Annotated in this window: 24 protein-coding genes; 15 read left to right on the top strand and 9 right to left on the bottom strand. The window is 44.7% G+C overall.

All coding sequences use genetic code 11. The features are described from left to right. The first annotated feature begins 241 nt into the window (after positions 1–241). From rppH to R7Q46_RS08720, 5 genes are all read left to right on the top strand, one after another. Entirely contained in the window at positions 242–763 is a 522-nt protein-coding gene (gene rppH / locus R7Q46_RS08740) for an RNA pyrophosphohydrolase (RefSeq protein ID WP_005381953.1), read from the top strand. Between the two features lie 2 nt (positions 764–765). After that, a complete protein-coding gene (gene ptsP / locus R7Q46_RS08735) occupies positions 766–3,012 on the top strand; it encodes a phosphoenolpyruvate--protein phosphotransferase (protein WP_005385966.1) in 2,247 nt (748 codons plus the stop codon). A gap of 6 nt (positions 3,013–3,018) precedes the next feature. Further along, on the top strand, positions 3,019–3,810 hold the full coding sequence (locus R7Q46_RS08730) for a sulfite exporter TauE/SafE family protein (protein WP_005385965.1): 792 nt from the start codon (positions 3,019–3,021) through the stop codon (positions 3,808–3,810). Positions 3,811–3,897: 87 nt separating this feature from the next. Next, positions 3,898–4,719, top strand: a complete 822-nt coding sequence (lgt, locus tag R7Q46_RS08725; protein ID WP_005381948.1) for a prolipoprotein diacylglyceryl transferase — start codon at positions 3,898–3,900, stop codon at positions 4,717–4,719. Between the two features lie 9 nt (positions 4,720–4,728). Continuing rightward, positions 4,729–5,580: a thymidylate synthase gene (locus R7Q46_RS08720; protein WP_005381947.1), complete on the top strand. Its 852-nt coding sequence runs from the start codon at positions 4,729–4,731 to the stop codon at positions 5,578–5,580. A 70-nt stretch (positions 5,581–5,650) separates the two neighbouring features. Here R7Q46_RS08720 and R7Q46_RS08715 read toward each other — a convergent pair whose 3' ends face one another. After that, the gene (locus tag R7Q46_RS08715) at positions 5,651–6,793 is read right to left on the bottom strand and encodes a flavohemoglobin expression-modulating QEGLA motif protein (protein ID WP_053306894.1); all 1,143 of its coding nucleotides are present in this window, start codon (positions 6,791–6,793) and stop codon (positions 5,651–5,653) included. Positions 6,794–6,940: 147 nt separating this feature from the next. After that, positions 6,941–8,086, bottom strand: coding sequence for a Na/Pi symporter (locus R7Q46_RS08710; protein WP_025768431.1), 1,146 nt, complete (start codon positions 8,084–8,086; stop codon positions 6,941–6,943). A gap of 386 nt (positions 8,087–8,472) precedes the next feature. On the opposite strand from R7Q46_RS08710, the gene nhaR reads away from it, so the two are divergent. Together nhaR and R7Q46_RS08700 are read left to right on the top strand one after the other, a co-directional pair. Next, the gene (gene nhaR / locus R7Q46_RS08705; RefSeq protein WP_005381942.1) at positions 8,473–9,363 is read left to right on the top strand and encodes a transcriptional activator NhaR; all 891 of its coding nucleotides are present in this window, start codon (positions 8,473–8,475) and stop codon (positions 9,361–9,363) included. Between the two features lie 288 nt (positions 9,364–9,651). Continuing rightward, positions 9,652–9,960 carry an ArsR/SmtB family transcription factor gene (locus R7Q46_RS08700; RefSeq protein WP_005381940.1) on the top strand — a complete coding sequence of 103 codons (309 nt, stop codon included), beginning with the start codon at positions 9,652–9,654 and terminating at the stop codon, positions 9,958–9,960. Positions 9,961–10,264: 304 nt separating this feature from the next. Here the strand turns inward: R7Q46_RS08700 and rpsT are convergent, their stop codons facing one another. Further along, a complete protein-coding gene (rpsT, locus tag R7Q46_RS08695) occupies positions 10,265–10,525 on the bottom strand; it encodes a 30S ribosomal protein S20 (RefSeq protein ID WP_005381938.1) in 261 nt (86 codons plus the stop codon). A gap of 305 nt (positions 10,526–10,830) precedes the next feature. Here rpsT and murJ point away from each other — a divergent pair, with 305 nt between their 5' ends. The 6 genes from murJ to ispH all read left to right on the top strand — a co-directional run bounded on the left by murJ (position 10,831) and on the right by ispH (position 18,451). After that, the gene (gene murJ, locus R7Q46_RS08690; RefSeq protein ID WP_318077443.1) at positions 10,831–12,393 is read left to right on the top strand and encodes a murein biosynthesis integral membrane protein MurJ; all 1,563 of its coding nucleotides are present in this window, start codon (positions 10,831–10,833) and stop codon (positions 12,391–12,393) included. Between the two features lie 69 nt (positions 12,394–12,462). Then, positions 12,463–13,398, top strand: coding sequence for a bifunctional riboflavin kinase/FAD synthetase (gene ribF / locus R7Q46_RS08685; protein ID WP_005381933.1), 936 nt, complete (start codon positions 12,463–12,465; stop codon positions 13,396–13,398). A 64-nt stretch (positions 13,399–13,462) separates the two neighbouring features. Then, on the top strand, positions 13,463–16,291 hold the full coding sequence (ileS, locus tag R7Q46_RS08680) for an isoleucine--tRNA ligase (protein ID WP_167415020.1): 2,829 nt from the start codon (positions 13,463–13,465) through the stop codon (positions 16,289–16,291). A gap of 73 nt (positions 16,292–16,364) precedes the next feature. Further along, positions 16,365–16,874: a signal peptidase II gene (lspA, locus tag R7Q46_RS08675; RefSeq protein WP_025768433.1), complete on the top strand. Its 510-nt coding sequence runs from the start codon at positions 16,365–16,367 to the stop codon at positions 16,872–16,874. A gap of 156 nt (positions 16,875–17,030) precedes the next feature. Then, positions 17,031–17,462 (top strand): FKBP-type peptidyl-prolyl cis-trans isomerase, encoded by a 432-nt coding sequence (gene fkpB / locus R7Q46_RS08670; RefSeq protein WP_005381922.1) that lies wholly within the window; start codon positions 17,031–17,033, stop codon positions 17,460–17,462. 23 nt (positions 17,463–17,485) lie between these two features. Then, positions 17,486–18,451: a 4-hydroxy-3-methylbut-2-enyl diphosphate reductase gene (gene ispH, locus R7Q46_RS08665; RefSeq protein ID WP_005381920.1), complete on the top strand. Its 966-nt coding sequence runs from the start codon at positions 17,486–17,488 to the stop codon at positions 18,449–18,451. Positions 18,452–18,497: 46 nt separating this feature from the next. Here the strand turns inward: ispH and R7Q46_RS08660 are convergent, their stop codons facing one another. From R7Q46_RS08660 to R7Q46_RS08645, 4 genes are all read right to left on the bottom strand, one after another. Next, positions 18,498–18,971: a low molecular weight phosphatase family protein gene (locus R7Q46_RS08660; protein WP_213871856.1), complete on the bottom strand. Its 474-nt coding sequence runs from the start codon at positions 18,969–18,971 to the stop codon at positions 18,498–18,500. Positions 18,972–19,042: 71 nt separating this feature from the next. Beyond that, positions 19,043–19,771: a two-component system response regulator BtsR gene (gene btsR, locus R7Q46_RS08655; protein WP_005381917.1), complete on the bottom strand. Its 729-nt coding sequence runs from the start codon at positions 19,769–19,771 to the stop codon at positions 19,043–19,045. A 31-nt stretch (positions 19,772–19,802) separates the two neighbouring features. Then, positions 19,803–21,473 carry a sensor histidine kinase gene (locus R7Q46_RS08650; protein WP_005381915.1) on the bottom strand — a complete coding sequence of 557 codons (1,671 nt, stop codon included), beginning with the start codon at positions 21,471–21,473 and terminating at the stop codon, positions 19,803–19,805. A gap of 193 nt (positions 21,474–21,666) precedes the next feature. Next, positions 21,667–23,151, bottom strand: a complete 1,485-nt coding sequence (locus R7Q46_RS08645) for a carbon starvation protein A (protein ID WP_005381914.1) — start codon at positions 23,149–23,151, stop codon at positions 21,667–21,669. 280 nt (positions 23,152–23,431) lie between these two features. Between R7Q46_RS08645 and R7Q46_RS08640 the strand changes: the two genes are divergently transcribed. Both R7Q46_RS08640 and R7Q46_RS08635 read left to right on the top strand, forming a co-directional pair. Further along, positions 23,432–23,773, top strand: a complete 342-nt coding sequence (locus tag R7Q46_RS08640) for a DUF2799 domain-containing protein (protein ID WP_213871859.1) — start codon at positions 23,432–23,434, stop codon at positions 23,771–23,773. A 114-nt stretch (positions 23,774–23,887) separates the two neighbouring features. Next, positions 23,888–24,160 carry a hypothetical protein gene (locus R7Q46_RS08635; protein ID WP_005381911.1) on the top strand — a complete coding sequence of 91 codons (273 nt, stop codon included), beginning with the start codon at positions 23,888–23,890 and terminating at the stop codon, positions 24,158–24,160. 51 nt (positions 24,161–24,211) lie between these two features. Here R7Q46_RS08635 and murQ read toward each other — a convergent pair whose 3' ends face one another. Together murQ and R7Q46_RS08625 are read right to left on the bottom strand one after the other, a co-directional pair. Further along, positions 24,212–25,141, bottom strand: a complete 930-nt coding sequence (murQ, locus tag R7Q46_RS08630) for an N-acetylmuramic acid 6-phosphate etherase (protein WP_213871860.1) — start codon at positions 25,139–25,141, stop codon at positions 24,212–24,214. A 36-nt stretch (positions 25,142–25,177) separates the two neighbouring features. Beyond that, positions 25,178–26,290 carry an anhydro-N-acetylmuramic acid kinase gene (locus R7Q46_RS08625; protein ID WP_213871861.1) on the bottom strand — a complete coding sequence of 371 codons (1,113 nt, stop codon included), beginning with the start codon at positions 26,288–26,290 and terminating at the stop codon, positions 25,178–25,180. Between the last annotated feature and the right edge of the window lie 53 nt (positions 26,291–26,343).

Genomic DNA, 26,343 nt, shown 5'->3' with positions numbered 1-26,343 from the left:
TGATGGGATTGAACTGAATTACTCATTTGAATTGAATTCTTCACAAAGTTATTCACAGAAAAGGTGAATAAATGTGGGCAATGTCTCACTCTTGTGTTGATAAGGTATGGTTTGATTAAAAGATATCCAAAAATGCTGAAAAGGTAATAAATCTTGCTCATATCACATCAGTAAGTTTGCTAGTAATGGGGATATGTGGAAAAATCACGGTAATAAAAAATTTATTCATAGAGGTTAGCCAGTGATAGATGGCGATGGTTACCGACTTAATGTTGGTATTGTGATATGTAATAACCATGGTCAGGTCTTCTGGGCTAAACGATACGGGCAACACTCATGGCAATTTCCACAAGGTGGGATTGACGAAGGTGAAACCCCTGAACAAGCCATGTTCAGGGAGTTATACGAAGAAGTCGGTTTAACGAAAAAAGACGTTAAGATCATTGCAACAAGTCGTCATTGGTTAAGATATAAGCTACCAAAGCGATTGGTGCGTTGGGACTCCAAGCCTGTTTGTATCGGCCAAAAACAGAAATGGTTTCTGCTGAGATTAGAATGCGATGAGTCTCGCATTAATATGCAACGCGGAAAATCCCCTGAATTTGATGGTTGGCGCTGGGTAAGTTACTGGTATCCAGTTAGGCAAGTTGTTTCTTTCAAGCGAGATGTTTATCGACGAGCGATGAAAGAATTTGCATCCTTAGCCATGCCTTTTCGAGAGAGAAAAGCGAAAGGGAAAAGAAAAAAGCAACGTAGAGGATAATCATGCTCAGTCAGCTAAGGGAAATAGTTGAGAAAGTCTCCAGGGTCGATGATGTGCATCTGGCACTCGATATATTGGTGAAAGAGACTTGTGCTGCCCTTAGTACTGAGTGCTGTACTATCTATCTTGCTAATGAAGAAATGCAGCGCCTTGAGTTAATGGCAACTCAAGGCCTTATTTTTGAAGGTGATAGTATTCATATCAACTTCAATGAAGGCTTGGTTGGGTTGGTAAAACGAAGCGCTGAACCCCTTAACCTTGCCGAAGCCTCAAAACACCCCGAGTTCAAATTCTTTCCTCAACTCGGCGAACAGATTTACCACTCTTTTTTAGCTACTCCAATCATTCATCGTAAACAAGTTTTAGGTGTGTTGGTGATCCAACAAAAAACGCCGCGCTTGTTTAGTGAAATGGAAGAATCGTTTCTTGTTACCTTATCCGCTCAGTTAGCGGTGCTCATTGCACATGCGCAGAATCTTGGGCATTGGCAGTTAGCATCTAAACCCACGGTATTAAAAGGTTTGCCTGCGTCTACTGGTGTCGCGATTGGAGAGTTTTGGTTCGACAATACCCAGCCGAGTTTATCGGATGTTTTCCCTTCGTCCACGTTAGATAAGGAACGCGAGCACGAGACACTACTGGTGGCCATAGAGCGAGCGTTAAATGACTTTCGCCGTATGCGGAAAAAGCTGGACAGTGAAATCAACAAAGATGCGCTTGCGATCTTCGATCTGTTTACTCACTTACTGAATGATCCGATGCTTCGCGGTGATTTGAAGAAGCAGATTGAAAAAGGAGATAGGGCAGACTGGGCGTTACGCCAAGTTGTAGAGTCATACTCGAATCGATTTGCCAGAATGTCGGATGTATACATGCGTGAAAGAGCGCAAGATATCCGAGAGTTAGGGCAAAGGCTGCTCTATTTTCTACACAACAGCGAGCAAGAAAATTCTGCAATTGATCGTCCCATTATTTTGGTGGCGAACGAACTCACTGCCACCTTGCTCGCTTCTGTACCTAAAGAGTTTTTGTTAGCCGTCGTATCATTAGAGGGAGGCGCAAACTCTCACGCTGCCATTTTATCTCGAGCTCTTGGGGTCCCTGCAGTCATGGGCGCCAACATTAATCCGGATGTGGTGAATGGCAAACTCGGGATAGTCGACGGCTATACGGGTGAGATCTTCTTAGAGCCAAACCGCCAGTTGTTGCGAGAGTATCGCAGCTTAGTAAGCGAAGAGTCTGAACTGTTTGCCATGGTAAACAAGGACCTCGCACTCCCTGCGGTTACGCAAGATAATCACCATATCGAAATTATGCTGAATGCGGGACTCAGTGCAGACAGTAATATTGCCATCAACACAGGTGTTGATGGTGTTGGGTTGTACCGAACTGAGATTGCATTTTTACTTCAGCATCACTTTCCTTCGGAAGATGAGCAGTATCATCAATACCAAGCAATACTTAACAGCTATCCGAATCAACGAGTAGTGATGCGTACTTTGGATATTGGTGGTGACAAACCTTTGCCGTATTTGCCCATTGAAGAAGATAATCCGTTTCTAGGCTGGCGTGGCATTCGTTTTACATTGGATCATCCAGACATTTTCTTGATCCAGCTGCGTGCAATGTTAAGAGCGAGTGCAGAAAGCGGAAACTTAAGTATCTTATTGCCAATGGTGTCAGGGGTAAAAGAGCTAGACGATGCCATTAGCTTGATTAATCAAGCTCACAGCGAAGCCGTTTTGCTTGATGATAGAATTCAATTCCCACAAATTGGGGTCATGATTGAAGTACCATCGATGGTGTATCTGTTGCCAACGATTGCTCACCGTGTTGATTTTGTTTCTGTCGGGACAAACGATTTAACTCAGTATTTATTAGCGGTAGATAGGAACAATTCGCGCGTAGCGGATGTCTATGAATCTATGCATCCTGCGGTACTGTTAGCGCTTAAGCAAATCCATGAGGTGTGTGATAAATATCAGGTGCCCGTGTGTATTTGTGGTGAGCTAGCGGGTGATCCATTTGGCGCTCTTCTCTTACTTGGGTTAGGGTATACCAGTTTGAGTATGAACACCTCCAACGTGGCTAAGGTGAAATATTTGATTCGTCATAGTCAACAAGAAGAATTAGAAAAATTAGCGGAGCAAGCAATGACAAAATCCTATGGGGAGGACATTCATCAAATGATGCATGACTTCTTCATTCAACAGGGCTTTGCGGGCTTTATCCGTGCAGGTAAAAAGTAGGAAATCGTGACCGTCTCTTTATTTTTGTTATTGTTGGCGCTAGGCGCTTTTGTGGGTGTGATGGCGGGGTTACTCGGTATCGGTGGTGGTTTGATTGTTGTTCCTGCCTTGTTGTATTTGCTTCCTCTTGCTGGGATCTCTCCAGAAATGAGTATGCACATGGCCTTAGCCACTTCGTTAGCGAGTATTATTGTCACGTCTGGCTCATCGGCGATGAATCACCTTAAGCTCGGCAATGTCGATATGTTTGTCGTAAAATGGTTGATGCCTGGTGTGGTCATTGGTGGCTTTGTTGGTGCCAATATTGCTGAGTGGATCCCTACACACTATTTGCCGAAAGTGTTTGGTGTCATTGTTCTTTGCCTGTCAGTACAAATGTTTCGTTCCATTAAAGTTACGAGCAGTAAACCTATGCCGAGCAGCCCTGTGACTGTAGTTTACGGCACGGGAATTGGTGTCGTATCAAGCCTTGCTGGTATTGGTGGTGGCTCACTGTCGGTACCATTTTTAAATAAACATGGGATAGAGATGCGTAAAGCGGTGGGCTCATCCTCCGTTTGTGGTTGCGTGATTGCTATTTCTGGTATGATCGGCTTCATCTTACATGGCTATAAAGTGGAAGGCTTACCTTCATACAGTATTGGCTATGTTTATCTTCCCGCTTTATTAGCGATTGCTATGGCCTCGATGCTCACAACAAAAGTGGGTGCGAAGCTCGCAACTAACCTTCCAACTGCGGTATTAAAAAAGATATTCGCGGTGTTCTTAATGTTTGTTGCAGCGACCATGCTGCTCTAAGTTTGTACCCAAGTCATTCTCGCTGAACCAAGCATCTAGAGGTTACTTGGGTATATTTATTTTGTTGTGATAAGAAGAGAATGATTTATGTCTCAGGGATATATTGAATTTCCCAATATTGATCCGGTTTTAATCTCTATTGGTCCTGTTTCGGTTCGTTGGTACGGTTTGATGTACCTTGTGGGCTTTATGTTTGCTCTATGGTTAGCGAACCGACGTGCGGATAAGCCTGGAAGTGGTTGGACACGAGAGCAGGTTTCTGATTTGTTGTTCGCAGGCTTCCTTGGCGTGGTGATTGGTGGCCGTGTAGGCTACGTGCTTTTCTACAATTTTGAGCTCTTCCTGGCTGACCCTTTGTATCTATTTAAAGTGTGGACCGGTGGTATGTCTTTCCACGGGGGCTTACTGGGTGTGATTACCGCGATGTTCTGGTATGCACACAAAAACGGGCGAACTTTCTTCGGTGTTGCTGACTTTATCGCGCCGCTTGTGCCATTTGGTTTGGGTATGGGGCGTTTAGGTAACTTCATGAACAGCGAGTTGTGGGGCCGAGTAACGGATGTGCCTTGGGCGATCGTTTTCCCAAATGGCGGTCCACTGCCACGTCATCCATCGCAGCTTTATGAAATGGCGCTTGAAGGTATCGTCCTTTTCTTCATTTTGAATTGGTTCATCAAGAAACCTCGTCCTCTAGGTTCTGTTTCAGGACTCTTTCTTGCGGGTTACGGAACCTTCCGTTTCCTAGTAGAATACGTGCGCGAACCAGACGCTCATTTGGGTTTATTCGGTGGCTTTATTTCCATGGGACAGATTTTATCCCTGCCAATGGTGGTTATCGGTGTCCTCATGATGGTTTGGGCATACAAACGTGGTCATTACAAAGACGAATTACCACAAAAGACGAAGTAAGGTATTGGTGTGAAACAGTATTTAGATTTGTGTCAACGCATCGTTGACCAAGGTGTTTGGGTTGAAAATGAGCGTACAGGCAAGCGCTGCCTGACCGTAATCAACGCGGATTTAACCTACGATGTTGCGAACAATCAATTTCCGTTGGTCACCACACGTAAAAGTTTTTGGAAAGCGGCCGTTGCAGAGCTATTAGGGTATATTCGTGGTTACGATAATGCGGAAGATTTTCGTAAGCTGGGCACGAAAACCTGGGATGCCAATGCCAACCTAAATGATGCCTGGTTGAATAACCCATACCGTAAAGGTGAAGACGACATGGGCCGTGTCTATGGGGTTCAAGGGCGCGCCTGGGCGAAACCTGATGGTGGTCATGTTGACCAGCTACGTAAGATAGTGGATGACTTAACGCGTGGTGTTGATGACCGCGGTGAAATCTTGAACTTCTACAATCCGGGTGAGTTCCACATGGGGTGCTTGCGTCCTTGTATGTACAGTCACCATTTTTCATTGCTGGATGATACGCTTTACCTGAATAGTACTCAGCGTTCGTGTGATGTACCGCTTGGCTTAAACTTCAATATGGTTCAAGTTTACGTATTCTTGGCGATTATGGCGCAAATTACGGGCAAGAAACCTGGTCAGGCATTTCATAAGATTGTGAATGCTCACATTTATGAAGACCAGCTTGAACTGATGCGCGATGTTCAGTTGAAGCGTGAGCCATTAAAAGCGCCGACGTTCCATATCAACCCAGAGATTAAATCTCTAGAAGATTTGGAAACTTGGGTCACACTGGATGACTTTTGGGTTGAAGGGTACGAGCATCACGATCCTATTCGTTACCCATTCTCAGTGTAACGAGTATCGTTCTTCAAGATATAGAAAAAGCTCCGAATGGAGCTTTTTTCTTTTTTGTACTTAGAAGGTATTATTTTAGTGCACTGACAATATAACGGTGAATTGGGTTGGTCTGCATCGGTGTGGACAGTGCCGGGCTAATAAACTTAGGTTGAGTGAATATTTCTTTACTCACTAATGAACGGATAAGCTCAAAGTACTTCAGCTCTGTTTTCCCGCACAACAATAGTGAAAAGTCATCGCCCAATTTATCATAGGCATTGAGCACCTCTCGGAATCCTCTAAGATACAAGTAATCCTTCGTTAAACCTCCACCTCGATAGACTCGGGCAGTCGTTGTAAATGCTTGAAGATCAGAAGCTTTATACTGTTCTTTTAATAGCATGAACGTATGGCGGAAATCGCGATCCTTGATCATCGACTCTACTGCCAGAACTCGTAAGGCTAAGGTTCTTAGGCGCTTGATACTGAAATGTCCTGACAGATACTCACATAATATAGCCAGCCCTTCTTGAGTGTTGGTATTGGCAGGACAACCTAAGCTCAGGACTTTTAGCGGTTGTTGACGACCGTTAAGCGTAGTCAGGAGATGTACTCCCATTTCATGATGTGCAAGAGCCTCCAGCTCATCAGTGGTGATGTACGCCGCGTGGTTAATTTTGACTCGAGATCCTGAAACTAGTGCGTTTGCTAACATCCCGTCCAACACCTGTATTTCACATTCATACCCATTGCGTTGAGCAAAATTTTGCATGAAACGTGCTATTGCACGGCTATCGTGCTGAGGTTCTTTTTCTTCTTCTGTAGGAAGGTGCAATATGAAATGGGCGTTGGCAATATCTTTGGCGCTCGGTTCCCCATAATAGCGTAAGGAGTTATAAAGAAACTCTTGCGTACCTATGGTATTCACTTGATCCAGTTTATCTGCATAAGACTGAATTACATCCGCGTACAGCCTCTGCAGTTGGGTGTCTTGAATGTTTTCTAGAGGTAGCTCATATAGACGTCGCTTTGCACTGTGGGTATCTACGTTAGTAATTGAATATTGAAAATTAGGCTCTTGAGAATATTTGTTTTTAATGAAACGTTCTCTTTCTTGAGCATAATTAAGAGGATTCACGCTACTAAGGATATCAATATCAGCAACCAGTTGGGTTAGGTTTTCGTCTATTGCGAGTAGCTGATCAGAAATAGCGTCATTAAGCTGCGTCATGTTGTCGACTCCAAATGAGATAGCTCAGCATAAGCATGCTGATGTGGCTCAAATTATCACCGGACAATCGATTTGAACAGTTTAATTATCATAAAAAAGACTCCACGATGTGGAGCCTAAACAATAAGCGATGGTATGTCGTTGTTGTTACGTTGTTAGGGCTAGAATTGCACCTGGTAGAATAACGAATACTGACATTAGGTAACCACCAACAACTGCTTTATTCTTAATAGCCATTTCAGAAATCATCTCAGCGCCTTTAACCGGAATCTCACGTAGGAATGGAATTCCAAAGATAAACAGCGTCGCCATGATGTTAAATACTAAGTGGACTAGAGCGATTTGTAGTGCGAATACTGCGAACTCTCCAGATACCGCTGTCGCTGCTAGTAGTGCCGTAATACAAGTACCTATGTTAGCACCCAGTGTGAAAGGGTAGATATCTCGTACTTTCAACACGCCAGTACCAACCAACGGAACCATTAAACTTGTCGTGGTTGAGGAAGATTGCACTAGAACGGTCACGATTGAGCCTGATACGATGCCGTGAATAGGACCACGACCGATGGCGTTTTTCAAAATTTCACGTGCGCGACCAACCATTAGGCTCTTCATCAATTTACCCATCACGGTGATTGCAACGAAGATAGTCGCAATACCCAAAGCAATAAGCATGACGCCGCCAACAGTATCACCGAAGGTAGAAAGTGGCTCTTTAATTGCGCCTACGACTGGCTTTGTAATTGGTTTAATAAAGTTGAAGCCTTTAATGCTCATATCACCAGTAGCAAGCAGTGGAGAAACAAGCCAGTGAGAAACTTTCTCTAAAATGCCGAACATCATTTCCAACGGAAGGAAAATAGCGACAGCAAGCAAGTTGAAGAAGTCGTGAATGGTTGCACTTGCAAATGCACGTTTGAACTCTTCTTTACAGCGCACGTGGCCAAGAGACACAAGCGTATTGGTCACTGTGGTACCAATGTTAGCACCCATCACCATAGGGATAGCGGTTTCTACAGGTAAGCCACCTGCAACCAAGCCTACAATAATAGACGTTACAGTACTTGAAGACTGAATTAAGGCTGTTGCCACCAAGCCGATCATTAGACCTGCAACTGGGTGTGCGGCAAATTCAAATAGCACCTTAGCTTGATCGCCAGTTGCCCATTTAAAGCCACTACCAACCATAGATACTGCTAGAAGAAGCAGATATAACATGAATGCCAAGTTAGCCCAGCGTAACCAACGAGCTGTGCTCGAAATTGGTGCCACTGTTGAAGTAGCTTGGTTCATCATAATTTTCTCCGTTGACCTTTCAGTTCATTTTTCGGTCTGTAGTTGAATCTGCGGGCGATGTTAGAGAACAAATATTTCAGTAATATTACAGATTTCTTGCTGTGAGAGATTTTTATTGTTCTTTTTGATAATGGCGTAAAAGAGGAAGAAAATTAATTTTTAACTTGTTGATTTTAATGGTTAAATTTTGATTTCGTTTTGTTTGGTTTTTGCGTTTTTTTTGTAGAGAAAATGCGCCTCAGTTCAACTTTTATGACAGTGTTGACTTTATACTTTCGGTAAAACTTATGCTTTTGTAAGGTATTGTATGGTTTTGTCGAGTTTATTGTTTGTCTCTGTCACATTTGGTATAAAAAGTATCACTTTCTTTTCGGGACTCGATCATGTCACATCTAAACTACAACCATCTCTATTATTTCTGGATGGTGTGCAAACAGGGCTCTGTAACTAAGGCGGCTGACGCGCTCTTCCTGACACCGCAAACCGTGACAGGACAGATTAAAGCGCTTGAAGAGCGCATGAAAGGAAAGTTAACCAAGCGCAATGGTCGTACAGTTGAGCCCACTGAGTTAGGTCAGCTTGTGTTTAAGTACGCCGACCGGATGTTCGGTTTGAGCTATGAGATGTTAGATATCGTCAATTACAGCCAGCACTCGAACATTCTATTTGAAGTTGGTGTAGCCGATGCATTATCTAAACGCTTGGTCAGTAAAGTACTGATGACGACCGTCCCGGAAGATAACAGTATTCATTTACGCTGTTATGAATCGACCCACGAACTGCTACTTGAACGCCTTTCTCAGCACAAGCTAGATATGATCCTTTCGGATTGTCCCGTTGATTCTACTCAAAGTCCTGGCCTTTATAGCAAAAAGTTGGGTGAAAGTAGCATGAGCTTTTTTGCTTCTTCTGAAATTGAAAATGTGCGATTCCCTGAGATCTTGGAACAAAAAAAACTTCTGATTCCCGCGAGCCGAACGGCTATGGGGCGTAAAGTTATTCAATGGTTTGATCGTCAAGGCCTTCAACCCAATGTGCTAGGGGAGTTTGATGATGTTGCGTTGATGAAAGCTTTTGCTCGGTACCACGATGATGTGATTTTCTTGGCACCGACCGTATACATGTCGGAGATTGAAGACGACCGAAATTTACAGCTAATTGGCCATGTCGATGGGCTAAAAGAAGAGTACTACGTGATTTTTGCGGAACGAATGATCCAACACCCCGCGGTAAAAAATGTTTGTGATGCTGATTTCAGTCAAATGTTTGAGTAAACCCGTATCGTTGCGTAAATAAATAGATTACTATCAATAAAAATATAATTCTAAATAATATCTAAGTAAGCAAGATACTTGTTTTAGTGAGCAAAACTATTAATTATTGATGGCGCACCAATTAAAATCCTTGGTGGATAATATTGGTGTATCACTAACAACTAAATTAGAGGTTCTAATAATGAAGACTCTGGAAGTGTATCTTGATTTTCTTAGATATATAAATCAGTGCAACACAACAAGCTGGCCAGGGTTGGAATAAGTAAGTTGTAGCTAGAGGTCCAACACATGAATCTACAAGAAATGGAGCAGAACTCCGCAAAAGCCGTCGTGTTGCTCAAAGCGATGGCAAACGAGAGACGCCTACAAATCCTTTGTATGCTGCATAACCAAGAGCTGTCCGTGGGAGAGCTGTGTGCAAAGTTAGAGCTAAGCCAGTCGGCATTATCTCAGCATCTTGCTTGGCTTCGCCGTGATGAGTTAGTCACGACAAGGAAAGAAGCACAAACGGTATACTACACATTAAAGAGTGATGAAGTGAAAGCGTTAATAAAAACACTGCATAGTCTTTATTGTGCTGAGAGTGCTCAACATTAATTAAATAGTCCTAATATACTGCTCATCTTAGAGTGTGAATCTAACTTGTTGGAATATTTGAGAGTGGCGTTAAACTTTTGATGATAGGGTACTACTCATCGACCAATTTGCTTTGTTCTCAAGTGTTTTATTAGTGCTTTCTAGTTTGAGCGTTATATGGGTAATGAATAAGCTGATGTCTTTAAATGGGACATTCAGAAAAAGAAAAGCTGGCATTGCCAGCTTTTTTTATTAAGAAAATTTTGTAGATATAAAAAAACCGACACAAGGTCGGTTTTTTCTTCACTGTAAAATCAGGACTCTATTAAAGAGCTTTGATTTGTGCAGCGAAACGAGACTTATGGCGAGCTGCTTTATTCTTGTGAATAAGGCCTTTAGTTGCCATGCGGTCTAGGATAGGTGTAACTACAGCGAATGCAGCAGTTGCAGCTTCTTTGTCGCCTGCTTCGATAGCAGCAACAGTTTTCTTCATGTAAGTACGCATCATTGAGCGACGGCTAGCATTGTGCTGACGACGTTTCTCAGCTTGGATAGCGCGCTTCTTAGCAGATTTACTATTTGCCAAGGGTCTAACTCCCAAAAACTTAGTTCTGTGACAATTTAAGGGCGAGGAATATCCCTCATTTGCGCTTAAATGTCAAATGATTTGTGCAAAAACCGATCTAAGCCAAAACAAATTTTGGTAAGAGAGGTTATCGCGGTTAAGATGGCGGGGATTCTAACAGCATTTTTATACCAATGCTAATAATTATCCGCGAAAGGCACACTTATTCCTTACAACCCGCGGATAGATTTTTGACGTCTATTTGCAGCACCTGTCAGAGAAACAGTATAGGGTTAGCTGTCTTATGGTGATATTCCGAGGTTACAGTGAGTAAACGACTACTCAAGTCTGGCATGATCGTCAGTGCTATGACATTTATTTCCCGCGTTCTTGGCCTAGTTCGTGATGTTGTAGTGGCAAATTTAATGGGGGCAGGAGCAAGCGCAGACGTTTTTTTCTTCGCCAATAAAATTCCTAATTTTTTACGACGTTTGTTTGCTGAAGGTGCTTTTTCCCAAGCGTTTGTACCTGTTTTAACGGAAAGCCATGCTCAAGGCGAAATGGATAAAACTCGGGAGCTCATTGCTCGTGCAGCGGGCACATTGGGGGTGATAGTCTCAATTGTTACCATCTTAGGTGTTCTAGGTTCCGGTGTGGTGACTGCACTGTTTGGTTTTGGTTGGTTCCTAGACTGGATGCATGGTGGTCCCGCGGCTGAGAAGTTCGAACTTGCTAGCGTGATGCTCAAGATTACCTTTCCTTATTTATGGTTCATCACTTTTGTTGCCCTATCGGGAGCCATTCTCAATACACTAGGTAAGTTTGCGGTTTCTTCGTTTACTCCCGTCTTCCTCAACGTAATGATCATTTTGGCAGCATGGTTTATCTCGCCGCAGATGTCACAGCCAGAGATTGGTCTTGCCATCGGTGTTTTCCTTGGTGGTTTGGTTCAGTTCTTATTTCAAATCCCTTTCCTTATTAAAGCGGGGGTTATGGTTAAGCCGAAATGGGGCTGGCGCGATCCGGGCGTGGTGAAGATCCGAACCTTAATGATTCCTGCTTTGTTCGGTGTGTCGGTAAGCCAAATCAACTTGTTGTTTGATACTTTTATTGCCAGCTTTCTGCAAACCGGTTCGATCAGTTGGTTGTACTATTCAGATCGCTTGTTGGAATTCCCGTTAGGTCTGTTTGGTATTGCTATTGCAACGGTGATTTTACCAGCATTATCACGCAAACATGTTGACGCACAAAATGAAGGATTCGCACAAACCATGGACTGGGGGGTGCGCATGGTGATCTTACTTGGCCTTCCTGCAATGCTTGGTTTGATGGTACTGGCAAAACCTATGTTGATGGTGTTATTCATGCGAGGTGAGTTTTCGCCACAAGACGTACATCAAGCATCATTGTCACTCTTTGCTTACGCTTCAGGCTTGTTGAACTTTATGCTGATTAAAGTGCTCGCTCCGGGTTATTACTCGCGTCAAGACACTAAAACGCCAGTGAAATACGGCATCATTGCGATGGTGACCAACATGGTATTTAATGCAATTTTTGCGTACTTCTATGGCTACGTTGGCTTGGCTATCGCGACGGCACTATCGGCATTTGTGAATATGGCACTACTGTATCGTGGCCTGCACATCGCAGAGGTATACCAAATCACTAAGCGAACCGTCTTCTTTATTATACGTTTAGCTATTGCTGGCGCGGCGATGGTGGCGGCAATCTTATGGCAACTGGAAGATATGTCAGTATGGCTGGGCTGGAGCTTTGCTCACCGAAGCGCGGTGCTAGGGATGTTGATCGGTTTAGGAGCCGTGGTTTACCTAGTGGTTCTATTTTTAACTGGTGCGCGTTTAAAAGACCTAAAAGCTGGGACAGACTGAGGGTGATTAGTATATAATCCGTCAGTTTCACACAGTGTAAAGTAAAACAGAGGCAGAAAGCAGTATCCAATGGAACTGATTAGAGGCATTCACAATATCAACCCGCGACATCATGGTTGTGTGCTGACTATTGGCAATTTCGATGGTGTCCATAAAGGCCATCAACAAGTATTGCAGCAAGTGTCTGAGCAAGCGGACAGGCTATCCTTGCCTTCTGTTGTGATGACCTTTGAACCTCAGCCGATGGAGCTGTTTGCCAAAGACAAGGCACCTGCAAGGTTGACGCGATTACGCGATAAGTTCGTGCAATTGAGTAAGCTCGATATTGACCGCTTACTGTGTGTCAATTTCAATCGCCATTTTGCAAGTTTAACCGCGGAAGAGTTTATCCGTGACTTGTTGGTCGAGCGTTTGGGTGTTAAGTTTCTTGTCGTTGGTGATGATTTCTGCTTTGGCAAAGGCCGTACAGGTAACTTTGCAATGCTGCAGGAAGCAGGGGAAAAATACGGCTTTGATGTCGTAAGTACCCAGAGCTTTTGTTTACAACAATTACGTGTCAGCAGTACGGCTATCCGTCAAGCGCTGGCGCGTGACGATTTGCATTCCGCGCAACAGATGCTGGGAAGAAACTACAGCATCAGCGGTCGTGTTTCTCATGGAAGAAAGCTAGGTCGAACCATTGGATTCCCTACTGCAAATATTCCTTTGAAACGCTGTGTTTCTCCGGTTTCCGGAGTCTATGTTGTTCAAGCGCTTGGCTTAGGAAATAAGCCAGTTGGTGGTGTTGCTAATATTGGTCAAAGACCAACCGTCAATGGTGTTCGCCAACAGTTAGAAGTGCACTTATTCGACTTTCATGCCAATTTATATGGCAAGCAACTAGAAGTGGAACTTTTGCATAAACTTCGAGATGAGCAAAAGTTTGAGTCGTTTGAAGCACTTAAACAACAAATCGAATTGGATGCTGAAGCAGCAAGGGTGTGGCTGCGTCAGCTTAAGCGTTGAGCGGTTTATTCCACCGTTCAACATAATGTCTAATTTTCGCCCAATATAACGGAATTAAGAATCGATGAGTGAGTATAAAGATACCCTGAACTTACCTGAAACAGGGTTTCCAATGCGCGGCAACCTGGCCAATCGTGAGCCAGAAATGCTTAAGCGTTGGTACAAAGAAGATCTTTACGGTGAAATCCGTAAAGCTAAGAAAGGCAAAAAGTCATTCGTATTGCACGATGGCCCTCCTTACGCAAATGGTGACATTCATATTGGTCACGCACTAAACAAGATTCTTAAAGACATTATTATTAAATCCAAAACACTTTCAGGTTTTGACGCACCTTACATCCCAGGCTGGGACTGCCACGGTCTACCAATCGAATTAATGGTAGAGAAGAAAGTAGGTAAGCCAGGCCAAAAAGTGACAGCAGCGGAATTCCGCGAGAAATGTCGTGAATACGCAGCTGGTCAGGTTGAAGGTCAGAAAGAGAGCTTCAAACGCCTTGGTATCATGGGTGAGTGGGACAAGCCATACCGCACTATGGATTTCGCAACTGAAGCGAACATTATTCGTGCTCTTGGTAAGATCGCAAGCAATGGTCACCTGCTAAAAGGTTTCAAACCTGTTCACTGGTGTACAGACTGTGGTTCTGCTCTTGCTGAAGCGGAAGTAGAATACAAAGATAAAGTATCGCCATCTATCGACGTTCGTTTTAAAGCGGCTGACGAAGCGGCACTGCTATCTAAATTTGAACTGACAGAAGGTCATGAAGGTCACGGTGACGTATCTATCGTTATCTGGACAACAACACCTTGGACACTGCCTGCAAACCGCGCAGTATGTCTACGTGATGATCTAGAGTACGTGCTTATCCAAACAGAAGGCGACAACGCTGAGCGTATCATCGTTGCTGCTGAGCTGGCGAAAGACGTAATGGACCGTGCTGGTATCGAGCACTTCCACAACCTAGGTTTTGCGAAAGGTGCGGATCTTGAGCTTTCTCAATTCCAACACCCATTCTACGATTTCACTGTACCGGCGATCCTTGGTGATCACGTTACAACTGATTCAGGTACTGGTGTTGTTCACACTGCACCTGGTCATGGTCAAGAAGACTTCGCGGTTGGTAATAAGTACAACCTAGAAGTAGCAAACCCAGTTGGCTCAAACGGTGTTTACCTACCAGATACAGAGCTATTTGCTGGTCAGCACGTATTTAAAGCGAACGATGCAGTAGTAGAAGTACTAAAAGAAAAAGGTGCATTACTACACCACCACGCTTACGAGCACAGCTACCCACACTGTTGGCGTCATAAGACTCCAATCATCTTCCGTGCTACACCTCAATGGTTCGTTTCTATGGACCAAGCTGGCCTACGTGCTAAAGCATTAGAGTCAATCAAGAATGTAGAGTGGATGCCTGAGTGGGGTCAAAGCCGCATCGAAGGTATGATCGAAGGTCGCCCTGAGTGGTGTATCTCTCGTCAACGTACTTGGGGTGTGCCAATTGCTCTGTTTGTTCATAAAGAAACAGCAGAACTTCATCCAAACACGCTAGAGCTGATCGAGAAAGTCGCTAAGCTGGTTGAAGAGAAAGGCATCCAAGCATGGTGGGATGTCGATGCAGCTGAACTACTAGGTGCTGACGCTGACCAATACGAAAAAGTGCTAGATACGCTAGACGTATGGTTCGATTCAGGTGTCACTCACTTCTCTGTTGTTGATGCTCGTGAAGAGTACAACGGCAACAGTGCAGACCTATACCTAGAAGGTTCTGACCAACACCGCGGTTGGTTCCAATCTTCTTTAATTTCATCTATTGCGATGAAAGACGAAGCACCTTACAAACAAGTACTGACACACGGTTTCGTGGTTGATGGTCAGGGTCGTAAGATGTCTAAATCTATCGGTAACGTGGTTGCGCCAAAAGACGTAACCAACAAGCTAGGTGCTGACATTCTTCGTCTATGGGTTGCTTCTACAGACTACACGGGTGAAGTTGCGGTTTCTGATGAAATCCTAAAACGCAGCGCAGATGCGTACCGTCGTATCCGTAACACAGCGCGTTTCTTCCTAGCTAACTTGAGCGGCTTCAACCCTGAAACAGACATCGTTCCTGTTGAAGAGATGGTTGCGCTAGATCGCTGGGCGGTTGGTCGTGCACTAGCAGCACAAGAAGAGATCGTTAAAGCATACGAAGAGTACAACACACACGGTGTGACTCAGCGTCTAATGCAATTCTGTTCGATCGAAATGGGCTCTTTCTACCTAGACGTAATTAAAGACCGTCAGTACACAGCAAAACGTGGCGGCAACGCTCAACGTAGCTGTCAGACTGCGCTTTACTACATTGTTGAAGCGCTTGTTCGTTGGATGGCTCCTATCATGTCGTTCACTGCAGATGAAATTTGGAACGAAATGCCAGGCGAGCGCGACAAGTTCGTATTCACTGGTGAGTGGTTTGACGGTCTATTCGGTCTTGCTGAAGGTGAAGAGCTGAACAACGAATTCTGGACTGAGATCCAAGCGGTTCGTGGTGCGGTTAACAAACTTCTAGAAGATGCGCGTAAAGAGAAAACCATTGGTGGTGCACTACAAGCTGAAGTGACTCTATTTGCTGATGACGCACTAGCGGCGAAGATCAACAAACTTGAAGATGAACTGCGCTTTGTTCTACTAACCTCTGCTGCGAAAGTTAAGCCTCTGGGTGAGAAGACTGATGCAGCACAAGCGACGGATATCGAAGGCTTGTTTGTTGAAGTAGCTGCAGCTGAAGGCGAGAAGTGTGACCGTTGTTGGCACCACACGCCAGACGTAGGCACAATCGAAGGTCACGAGAAGATCTGTGGTCGTTGTGTGTCTAACGTAGACGGCGAAGGTGAAGTACGTAAATTCGCGTAATTGCCTAGAACGACTGAACTTTTTTTAAAATTAACAGCCCCAGTATTTACTGGGGCTGTTTGTAGGTAAAGTAATGAGTGAAAAAGCACTGACGTTAAAGCAATCTGGAGTTCGCTGGCTGTGGTTAGCAATTCTGGTATTTATTGCAGATATTGGCATCAAATTGGTGGTGATGGACAACATGGGCTACGGATGGGCAAACCGAATTGAGGTGTTGCCATTCTTCAACCTACTTTACGTTCATAACTACGGTGCCGCTTTCAGCTTCTTGAGCGATCAAGCTGGTTGGCAGCGTTGGTTATTTACAGGTATCGCGTTTGTTGTGACGGGTCTTTTGACCTACTGGATGAGCAAGCTTCCAGCAAAAGAAAAATGGAACAACATTGCTTATGCACTGATTATTGGTGGTGCAGTGGGCAACGTGTTTGACCGCGTCGTTCATGGCTTTGTTGTTGATTACCTAGACTTCTTCTGGGGTAACTACCACTGGCCAGCATTCAACCTTGCTGACATGGCGATATGTATTGGTGCCGCGATGATTATTCTTGACGGCTTTCGAAAGAAAGACGAGGCGAAAGCCTAAGTAGTGGCAGTGTATATTGCGAAAAGTTGAATAACCCTAAGCGTCGCCCGTTGATTCGAGCGACGCTTTTTATTATGTTGGAGCGCCAATCATCATATCAATGTATAAAAAGACCAAGCTGACAGCGTAATAACCCAAGAACAAGGAAGCAGTAACGTGACAACAATAACCAATGAATCGGTAGTAACCCTTCACTTTACGATTAAAATGAAAGACGGATCGGTTGCAGATAGTACTCATAACATGGGTAAACCAGCGAAGTTTGTTATGGGTGATGGAAGCTTGAGTGAAAACTTTGAGCAATGCTTGATCGGCCTCGAAACAGGCGCACAAAAAGCGATTGAGCTAAAGGCAGAAGACGCGTTTGGTATGCCAAACCCTGATCATATTCACTATATGGATCGCACTAAATTTGTAGGTGATGCAGAAGTGGAAGTTGGTACAATCATGGCCTTCAGTGGCCCTGATGGCATGGAAATCCCGGGCATTATTACAGAGATTGCAGGCGATTCAGTCACTGTGGACTTCAACCATCCTCTAGCGGGACAAGACGTGACTTTCGAAGTTGAAATTTTGTCAGTAGAATAGCGAACCCAATAAAGATAATTTCCATGAGCAATGAAATGAAAATCCTATTAGCTAACCCACGCGGCTTTTGTGCTGGTGTAGACCGTGCGATTAGCATCGTAGAGCGTGCGCTAGAGATGTATCAGCCACCGATTTATGTGCGTCATGAAGTGGTGCATAACCGTTTTGTGGTTGAAGGTCTCAAACAGCGTGGTGCTATCTTCGTTGAAGAACTGCACGAAGTGCCAGACAACAACATTGTGATTTTCTCCGCTCATGGTGTATCGCAGGCGGTTCGTCAGGAAGCCAAGCAGCGTGATTTGACCGTATTTGACGCAACGTGTCCTTTGGTAACCAAAGTGCATATGGAAGTGGCGCGTGCGAGCCGTCGTAATATGGAAGTGGTTCTGATTGGTCACGCAGGTCACCCTGAAGTCGAAGGTACGATGGGGCAATACGCCAGTGAAACCGGTGGTATGTACTTGGTTGAAACTCCAGCCGATGTTGAGAAACTGAAGGCGATTGTGAAAGATCCATCCGATCTTCATTACGTAAGCCAAACGACGCTTTCTGTCGATGAAACTGCCGATGTTATCGAAGAGCTACGCCGCGTGTTCCCAGATATCCAAGGTCCACGTAAAGACGATATCTGTTACGCGACACAAAACCGCCAAGATGCCGTACGTGAATTAGCTGGTGACGTAGATGTGATGGTTGTGGTGGGTTCTAAAAACTCATCAAACTCTACACGTCTTAAAGAGCTAGCTGAAAAGCTAGGGACACCTGGCTACTTAACCGACTGTCCGGAAGATATCAAACCTGAGTGGTTCGAAGGCAAAACAAAGGTCGGCGTGACTGCGGGAGCATCTGCTCCGGAAGAGCTCGTTAATCAGATTCTAGAGCGAATCAAAGAACTCGTTGGTGCCGAAGCGGTTGATGAAGTACTTGGCCGTGAAGAGAATATGTTCTTTGAAGTACCTAAAGAACTGCAAATTAAGCAAGTGGATTAGTCTCCATTTATCGAATATTCAAAAGGCGACCTGTGGGTCGCCTTTTTTACATCTCTCTTAACTCATTTAGGTAATCACGAATTTGGTCTTTTCCTAAACCATCGATAATCATATCAGACATCTTCGTGATTCTTCGCTCAAGCGATTGAGCAACCTTTTCGCAATGTGCGTACATGTCTTCATCAGAACCATCGGTCGGAAAAGCATCAACTTGCCAGTTTACTCGAACACCACCTGCAAGCCACTGAGGAGCGGTTTCTTGATGTAAAGAATCACAGAGAATAATAACGATGTCGGGAAGAAACTGAGTTCGCTCCTCCCATGAATGCGTGTGGATATGCGGAATGGGGAGTTGGTGGTCATATAAATATTTTTGCACCACTGGGTGCACCTTGCCTGTGGGATGTGAGCCTCCACTGGTGACACTAAAATCTGCTGGCAGGATATTGGTTGCGATTGACTCCGCGAGGACGCTTCGTCCAGCGTTGTGCTTACATATGAATAAAACTTTATACATCATCGCCTCGTCTTTTCGGAGCGTCCTATTTATACGCTAGCGGAAACTCAGCGATGATGTGTGAAGTTTTTGTGTTAGTGGCTAATGCCGAGCATCTCTTTGAGCACCTTTAAGTAGCGGCGGCTTACTGGTATCTCAAAGCCTGTTTTGGTAATGATTTCCGCTAACCCATTTTCCAGTAACTTGATTTCGCTAATCGCTTTAATACTGACTAAGTATTGACGATGGCAGCGGACTAGAGGGGTTTTCTCTTCCAACGTTTTTAATGTCAGTTGGGTGCTCGCGGTTTGGCTGGTGGAGCGTACATGCACGCCGCTGATATCACTGTAAGCACATTCCACCGTGTCGGTGGCCATGATAACGATGCGGTTGTGTCCGATGCACGGTATCTGATCCAACGTGTCAGGTGTAATAGCAGACAGTTGTTGCGTTAGGGCGGATTGGCTAATGACTTTGTTTAGTCGTTTGACCGTTTTAGTTAACCGGCATGGGTCGACAGGTTTGAGCAAGTAATCAAAGGCATTGTCTTCAAATGCTTGAATCGCATACTGATCATAAGCCGTGACAAAAACCACATAAGGCATGGTTTCTGGATCAAGCATCCCTAGTAATTCAATCCCCGTGACTTGAGGCATTTGGATATCGAGAAACACCACATCAGGCTTGAGTTCATTGATTTTTTTTAGGCCAAGGATTGCGTTTGAGGCATCGCCCACGACCTCAACTTGGCCTGTTTCATCCAGTAACTCTGCTAGCTCTTCACGAGCAAACTGTTCATCATCAATGACGAGTGCGGTTAACATCCAACATTACCTTTATTGCTTCAGCGTGCTTTTATGATTTTGGGGGAATGATAAAGCTCATTTTAGTAAATTGATGTGGCTCGCACGTAATTTTTAGCGCTGCATCACGTCCAAATTGATTAGTGAGACGTTTGTCGACAATTTCTAAACCTAGCCCTGAGTGGTTTTCTTTTGGCGGTTCAAAACTGCCTGCGTTGTCTTCGACGGTAATCAAGTGACCTTGTGGGTGTGCTTCGCTGTATATATGAACTTTACCACCTTCAAGCATGTTTGAAATGCCATGCTTAATGGCGTTCTCAACCAAAGGCTGGAGTGTAAAGCTTGGTAATTTGATGTCCAGCAATTCAGGTTGAATATCGATTTCAACCTCTAAGCGGTCCGTAAAACGCGCTTTTTCGATGCTCAAGTACGAGTTCACATGTGCAAGCTCTTCCTTTAACGTCACGGTATTAATGTTCTGCTTTAAATTGCTGCGGAAGAAGTGCGATAGATTTTGGATTAGCTCGCGCGCTTTGTCAGGGTCACGACGAGTAATCGCACTAATAGTATTGAGTGCATTAAACAAAAAGTGTGGATTCACCTGAGCGTGAAGCAATTTTATTTCTGCTTGGGCGAGTAAGGCTTGTTGTTGTTGGTAATCGCCATAAAGGATTTGGCTAGATAGAAGCTGGGCTATTCCTTCCGCCATCGACATGTTGGCCGTCGAGAACAATTTACGCTTCGGTTCATACAGCTTTATGGTACCAATGACCTCTTTCCCTGCACGCAGTGGGATGATCAGCGCAGATCCGAGCTTGCAATCTTTTGCAATGGAGCATTGGTATGGACGCTCCGCGCCATCAAGATAAATGATGTCGTTTTTCTCCATGGAGTCTAATGTGCTTTGCGATGAAATCGGCGTGTTTGGTTTATGGTGATCATCGCCAATGCCCACAAACGCTAAGATTTTTTCTTGGTCAGTAATCGCGACAGCGCCCACTTTGGTTTCTTCGTAAATAATACGTGCGATTTTCTCTGCGTTTTCGGTGTTGAAGCCGTTGCTTAGAATTCCCACTGAGCGATCAGCAATGGTGAGCGCTCGACGCGAAAACGTCGCAGAAAACTTTTCAAAGATTGCTTTTCTGTCTTGCAGGATACTCATGAACAACGCCGCACCAAATGAATTCGCGATGATCATAGGCGCTGCAATAGCGGACACCAGTTCATAGGCTTGATCAAAAGGTTTCGCGACGGCGAGCAGCAAAATCATTTGCACCACTTCTGCAACAAACGTAACGCTGAATACGACGCTTGGATTAAACAGCAATGCGCCTTTATTTCGCTTGATAAGGTAAACGTGGAGCAAGCCACCAATTACGCCCTCGGCGGTGGTTGAAATTGCACAGGCTAGGTCAGTAAAGCCACCAAGAGAGTATCGATGGATGCCACCAGTAAATCCGACGGCGAAACCTACAACAGGTCCACCAAACAGCCCGCCCATAACTGCGCCGATCGCACGAGTATTGGCAATAGCATCGTTGATGTGCAGACCGAAATAGGTGCCGAGAATACAAAAGCCAGAGAAGAGTACGTAACAAATTAGGCGGTGGCTTAAGCGCGAAGAAATACTTAGCAAAGGTAAGATGATTGGCGTTTTACTTAGCATGTAAGCCAAAACTAAGTACACACACATCTGTTGTAAAAGGGAGATGACCAGTTCCATAGTGAACCTAACCTAGAATCAATGTTGTTATTGTATACCTAAGTAACCTCAAGATGCTTGGCTCAGATAGATAAGAACAGCTAAGTAAATGATGCTGCGCTGTGCTTTCTGAGTCTTAAAGTGACTTGGGTATAAAACAAAAAGAGCCTGCAATTGGCAGGCTCCTATCTTAGTCACTCAGATGTGACGAGTATTACGCTGTTTCTGATACGGCTTGTGGTTTCTCTTCGTCAGCCAGTTCAGTTTCACCTTTACCTTTAGAGGTTTTGATAACGTAACCTGTCACAGCTAGGGCAAACACAATACCTACGATAGTTGATAGTTGCATTGGCAGACCAAAACCTAGCGAGCTGTTGTTTAAGATGAACGTGACACATACCGTGGTCATGAAAATAGCTGGGATAGTGGTAATCCAGTGCAGCTTGTTGTGACGCAGTAGGTAAGCGGACGCAGTCCAAAGCATCATTACCGCTGTTGTTTGGTTTGCAAAACCGAAGTAGCGCCAGATAATGCCGAAGTCTACTTGAGTTAAGATACCGCCGATAACGAACAGTGGAAGTGCCATCAGTAGACGGTTACGTAGCGTTTTTTGTTCCATGTTGAAGTATTCAGCAAGGATCAAGCGGCTTGAACGGAACGCTGTATCGCCAGACGTAATTGGTAGGATAACCACACCCAGGAACGCAAGGATACCACCGAACACACCTAGCAGACCAAATGATGCGCTGTATACCACGTTACCAGGGCCACCGTTTTTCACAGCTTCTGATAGAGCGTCTAGAGAGCCGAAGAAAGACAGAGCGATAGCACACCAAATTAGCGCGATAACACCTTCACCAATCATTGCACCGTAGAATACGAAGCGACCGTTTTTCTCATTTTCCATACAACGCGCCATCAGTGGAGACTGAGTTGCGTGGAAGCCAGAGATAGCGCCACATGCGATAGTGATGAACAATGCAGGCCATAACGGCATGTCATTTGGGTTGAGGTTAGAGAACATGTCCGAAACTTGGAAGTCACCCATTACTGTGTGTTCGCTAGAGAAAGCAACGGCTGTCATTAGGCCAACAGACATAAAGATAAGTAGGGCGCCAAACAGTGGGTAGAAACGACCAATGATTTTATCGACAGGAACAATCGTCGCAATGATGTAGTAAGCAAAAATAGCAATAACCATTGTAGTCATGCTTACGCTCAAGCTTGTTTGATCATTGATGAGGTTAGTAATCATGCCAGCAGGGGCTGAAACGAACACTACGCCAACTAGAAGCAATAGGACAATGGCAAAAATATTCATAAAGTGTTTTGCGCCATTACCTAGGTAGCGACCTGTAATGGTAGGTACAGATGCACCGCCGTTACGCACTGAAAGCATGCCTGAGAAGTAATCGTGTACTGCACCAGCAAAAATACAACCGACTACAATCCAAAGCATCGCCGCAGGACCGTATAGTGCCCCCATGATCGGGCCAAAAATTGGACCAACACCTGCGATGTTAAGTAGTTGAACTAGGTAAACTTTCTTTGTTGACATTGGAACGAAGTCAACACCGTCCGATTTGGTGTGAGCTGGCGTTTGGCGTTTTTCATTGATGCCGAAAATCTTCTCGACGAAAGCGCCGTAGATGAAGTATCCGCCGATTAGGGCTGCGACACAGGTTAGAAACCACATCATAGCAATTGTCCTTGGTCTTAGTTGGGTAGGGTAATTTTTTAATCTCAGGATGCATGTTATGCGTCACTTGTGTTAAATGCATTCGGTTAGTAGATGAGTGGTCGAATAGAGCACTGAGTGGTCGATATGCTGCTTGAGCGGTTTTTAAAAATGGCGAAAGGCTGATGACAGTCTTGAGCGGCTGATTTGAGTCATCAGTGGTTAAATCTGCAAGCTCAGCGGCAAGCGCCAATAATTAGTGGTAAGCTTATTTTTGAAAACAATTACTTAAGGAAGAACCATGAAAAAGGTAACGGTAGGTCTGGCACTGGCTTTACTTGTAGGATGCACAGCAACGACAGCAGATCTTGCCAAGTCGGGAGATTGGCATCAGATCGGATATCAAGATGGCATAACCGGACACACATCGCGCACGATGAGCGAGCTTCGTGAGTTGGGTAGTGTTAAGCAAAGTGACTACGACCAAGGTTATTTAGAAGGTTTACGTGAGTACTGTAATCCTGCTTTTGCGTATCAAATGGGGTTATCTGGTCAGTATTACGAAGGGGTTTGTGAAGGTACTGAGCAAGCGCAAAAATTCCACATGGAATGGCAACGTGGTTGGAATGAATACTCAAATTGATAGTCAATAAAGCCGTTGTTACACTGTCTGCATCACATAAATGTGGCAAAATCTTCCTTATTAAACTATGTTCACATTGCTTGATAGTGAGCACAGAAAAAAAGGAATCACATTATGTCAACGCAAATGGCTGGTGGCTGGAGTCCATTTCATGAACTCACAGCAGAGAATAAAGAAGTATTTGCTAAAGGTATCGAGGGGTTTGTCGGTGTCAAATACTCCCCTTTGGTTGTGGCTACTCAAGTCGTAGCCGGACAAAACTATGCGTTTTTCTGTAATGCAGAAGTTGTCTACCCTGGAGCACAACCATACCCAGCAATGGTTCATATGTTCAGTGACCTTGAAGGTAAAGTCGGTATTACTCACATTGAACGATTGAACTACTAAATTAAGCCATAAAAGGCGCCTGACTTTTAAATAAGTGAGGCGCTTTATTGATTAAGATTGATTAGCTTGCTCGATCACGACTTTTCTTAAATATCCTTGCTTGGCGTTCAGTTGCTCAGTTGCGCTTTCTCTATCCAGCCCGGTTAAAATCATCAAAATCGCTAACTTGGCGTCGTAGTCCGTTTCTTTGAGCGCCGTTTTAGCCTCTTGGTTAGTACAATCTGTTGCTTGCATAACAATACGAGCCGCTCTTGCAACTAGCTTTGCATTCGTCGCTTTCACATCTACCATTAAGTTCTGATAACTTTTGCCCAGGCGAATCATGCTTGCGGTAGTGAGCATGTTCAGTACGAGTTTTTGTGCTGTCCCTGATTTTAAGCGAGTGGATCCCGTTAACGCTTCAGGTCCAACAACGGGGCTAATCGCAATATCAGCAATATCTGCAATCGGAGAGTCAGGGTTACAAGATAGTGCTACAGTGGTGGCACCAAGCTCGTTCGCATACTCTAAGCCACCAATCACGTAAGGTGTTCGTCCACTTGCCGCAATACCAACGACGACATCGCGTTGTGTTAGCGTATTCTCTTTAAGATCTTGCTCACCCAATGCTGGATCGTCCTCCGCCCCTTCTTTTGCACGGAACATTGCCTCTTTTCCACCAGCAATAATACCAACGACCATCTCTGGATCTGTGCCAAAAGTTGGTGGGCATTCTGAAGCGTCCAAAACGCCAAGTCGACCACTGGTACCCGCACCGATGTAAAACAACCGACCTCCGACCTTAAATGCTTCCGTGATCTTATCAACGGCTTCAGCGATCTCAGGCAACACTTTTTCAACGGCAAGAGGAACGAGTTTGTCCTGTTGGTTGATGCGTTGAACAATATCGAGAGAAGGCAGCAAGTCGATGTCCATGGTGTCTGGGTTTCGCCCTTCAGATACCAGATGGGATAAAGCTGCGATAAGTGCATCGTTCGTCATAATGAATTAAGCCTTTTTGTTTAGGATCTATTGCCCTTAATTTTTTGAATAGAGTACACCCAGTGAAGCGAGACGACTTGCCCCCGTAACTTCCGGTAAGTTGCTAGGGAGGCCGTGAATATGGCGCTGCGCAAGCCAAGCAAACGCCATTGCTTCCATGTAGTCGCCATCAACGCCTTTTTCTGCCGTTGTCGCAACGCTCCATTGTGGCAATAACTTAGCTAGTCGCTGCATCAAAAGTGGGTTTCTTGCTCCACCGCCACAGACCAATAGTTGAGGTGTGATGCCATGAGAAAACTTGTCGACTTCGTTGGCAATGGTAATTGCAGAATACTCGCAAAGTGTACGTTGTACGTCTTCGATTGGTAAATTGTGATGGGCCAGTTGTTGATGCAGCCAGTCAATATTGAACAGTTCTCGTCCGGTACTTTTAGGGGCTGGCATGGCGAGGTAAGCTTCTTTGAGTAATTGAGTCAACAAAGTAGCGTTTACCGTTCCTTTAAGTGCAAATTGTGCATCTTCGTCGAAGCTTTGCCCAGTATGCAGCGCACACCATGCGTCTATCAACATATTGCCCGGGCCTGTGTCATAGCCAATGACTGGTTGTTCTGGATACAGTACCGAGATATTGGCAATGCCTCCAATGTTAAGTACCACAGTTGTGGAATCCTGCATCGCAAAAATGCTTTTATGGAAAGCAGGGACGAGTGGGGCACCTTGTCCACCTAGCGCCATGTCTTTACGACGAAAATCCGCTACCGTATCAATGCCTGTTTTGACCGCGATAATGTTTGCATCGCCCAATTGAGTGGTAAACGGCAAGTTTCCGGTAGGCTGATGGAACACTGTTTGACCGTGATTACCAATCGCACGAATTTGCTCTGCGACGTAACCAGACTTATTGAGCAGCTGTAACACAGCATCTGCAAATAGGTGGCCGAGCTGGTGGTCAAGTTCACCTATGGCTTTTAAATTTGTTGCTTGACCGGTACAAACAGATAACAGCATGTCTTTTAGTGCTGCGGGCATTGGGTAGTCGTCGTGCGCAATCAGGCGAACATGCTCATCGCTTATTTCAACTAGAGCGGTATCAACACCATCCATACTCGTTCCAGACATCACACCAATGTACAGTTCGTTAAATTTCATAGCCGATCTCGTCAATTCTTCATTCACTTATTGTAAAGCAAATCTGAAGCGAA

This window comes from Vibrio sp. 811, from assembly GCF_033339195.1.
The sequence above is the reverse complement of the archived record's forward strand: the minus strand, read 5'-3'. Positions and strand labels throughout refer to the sequence as shown.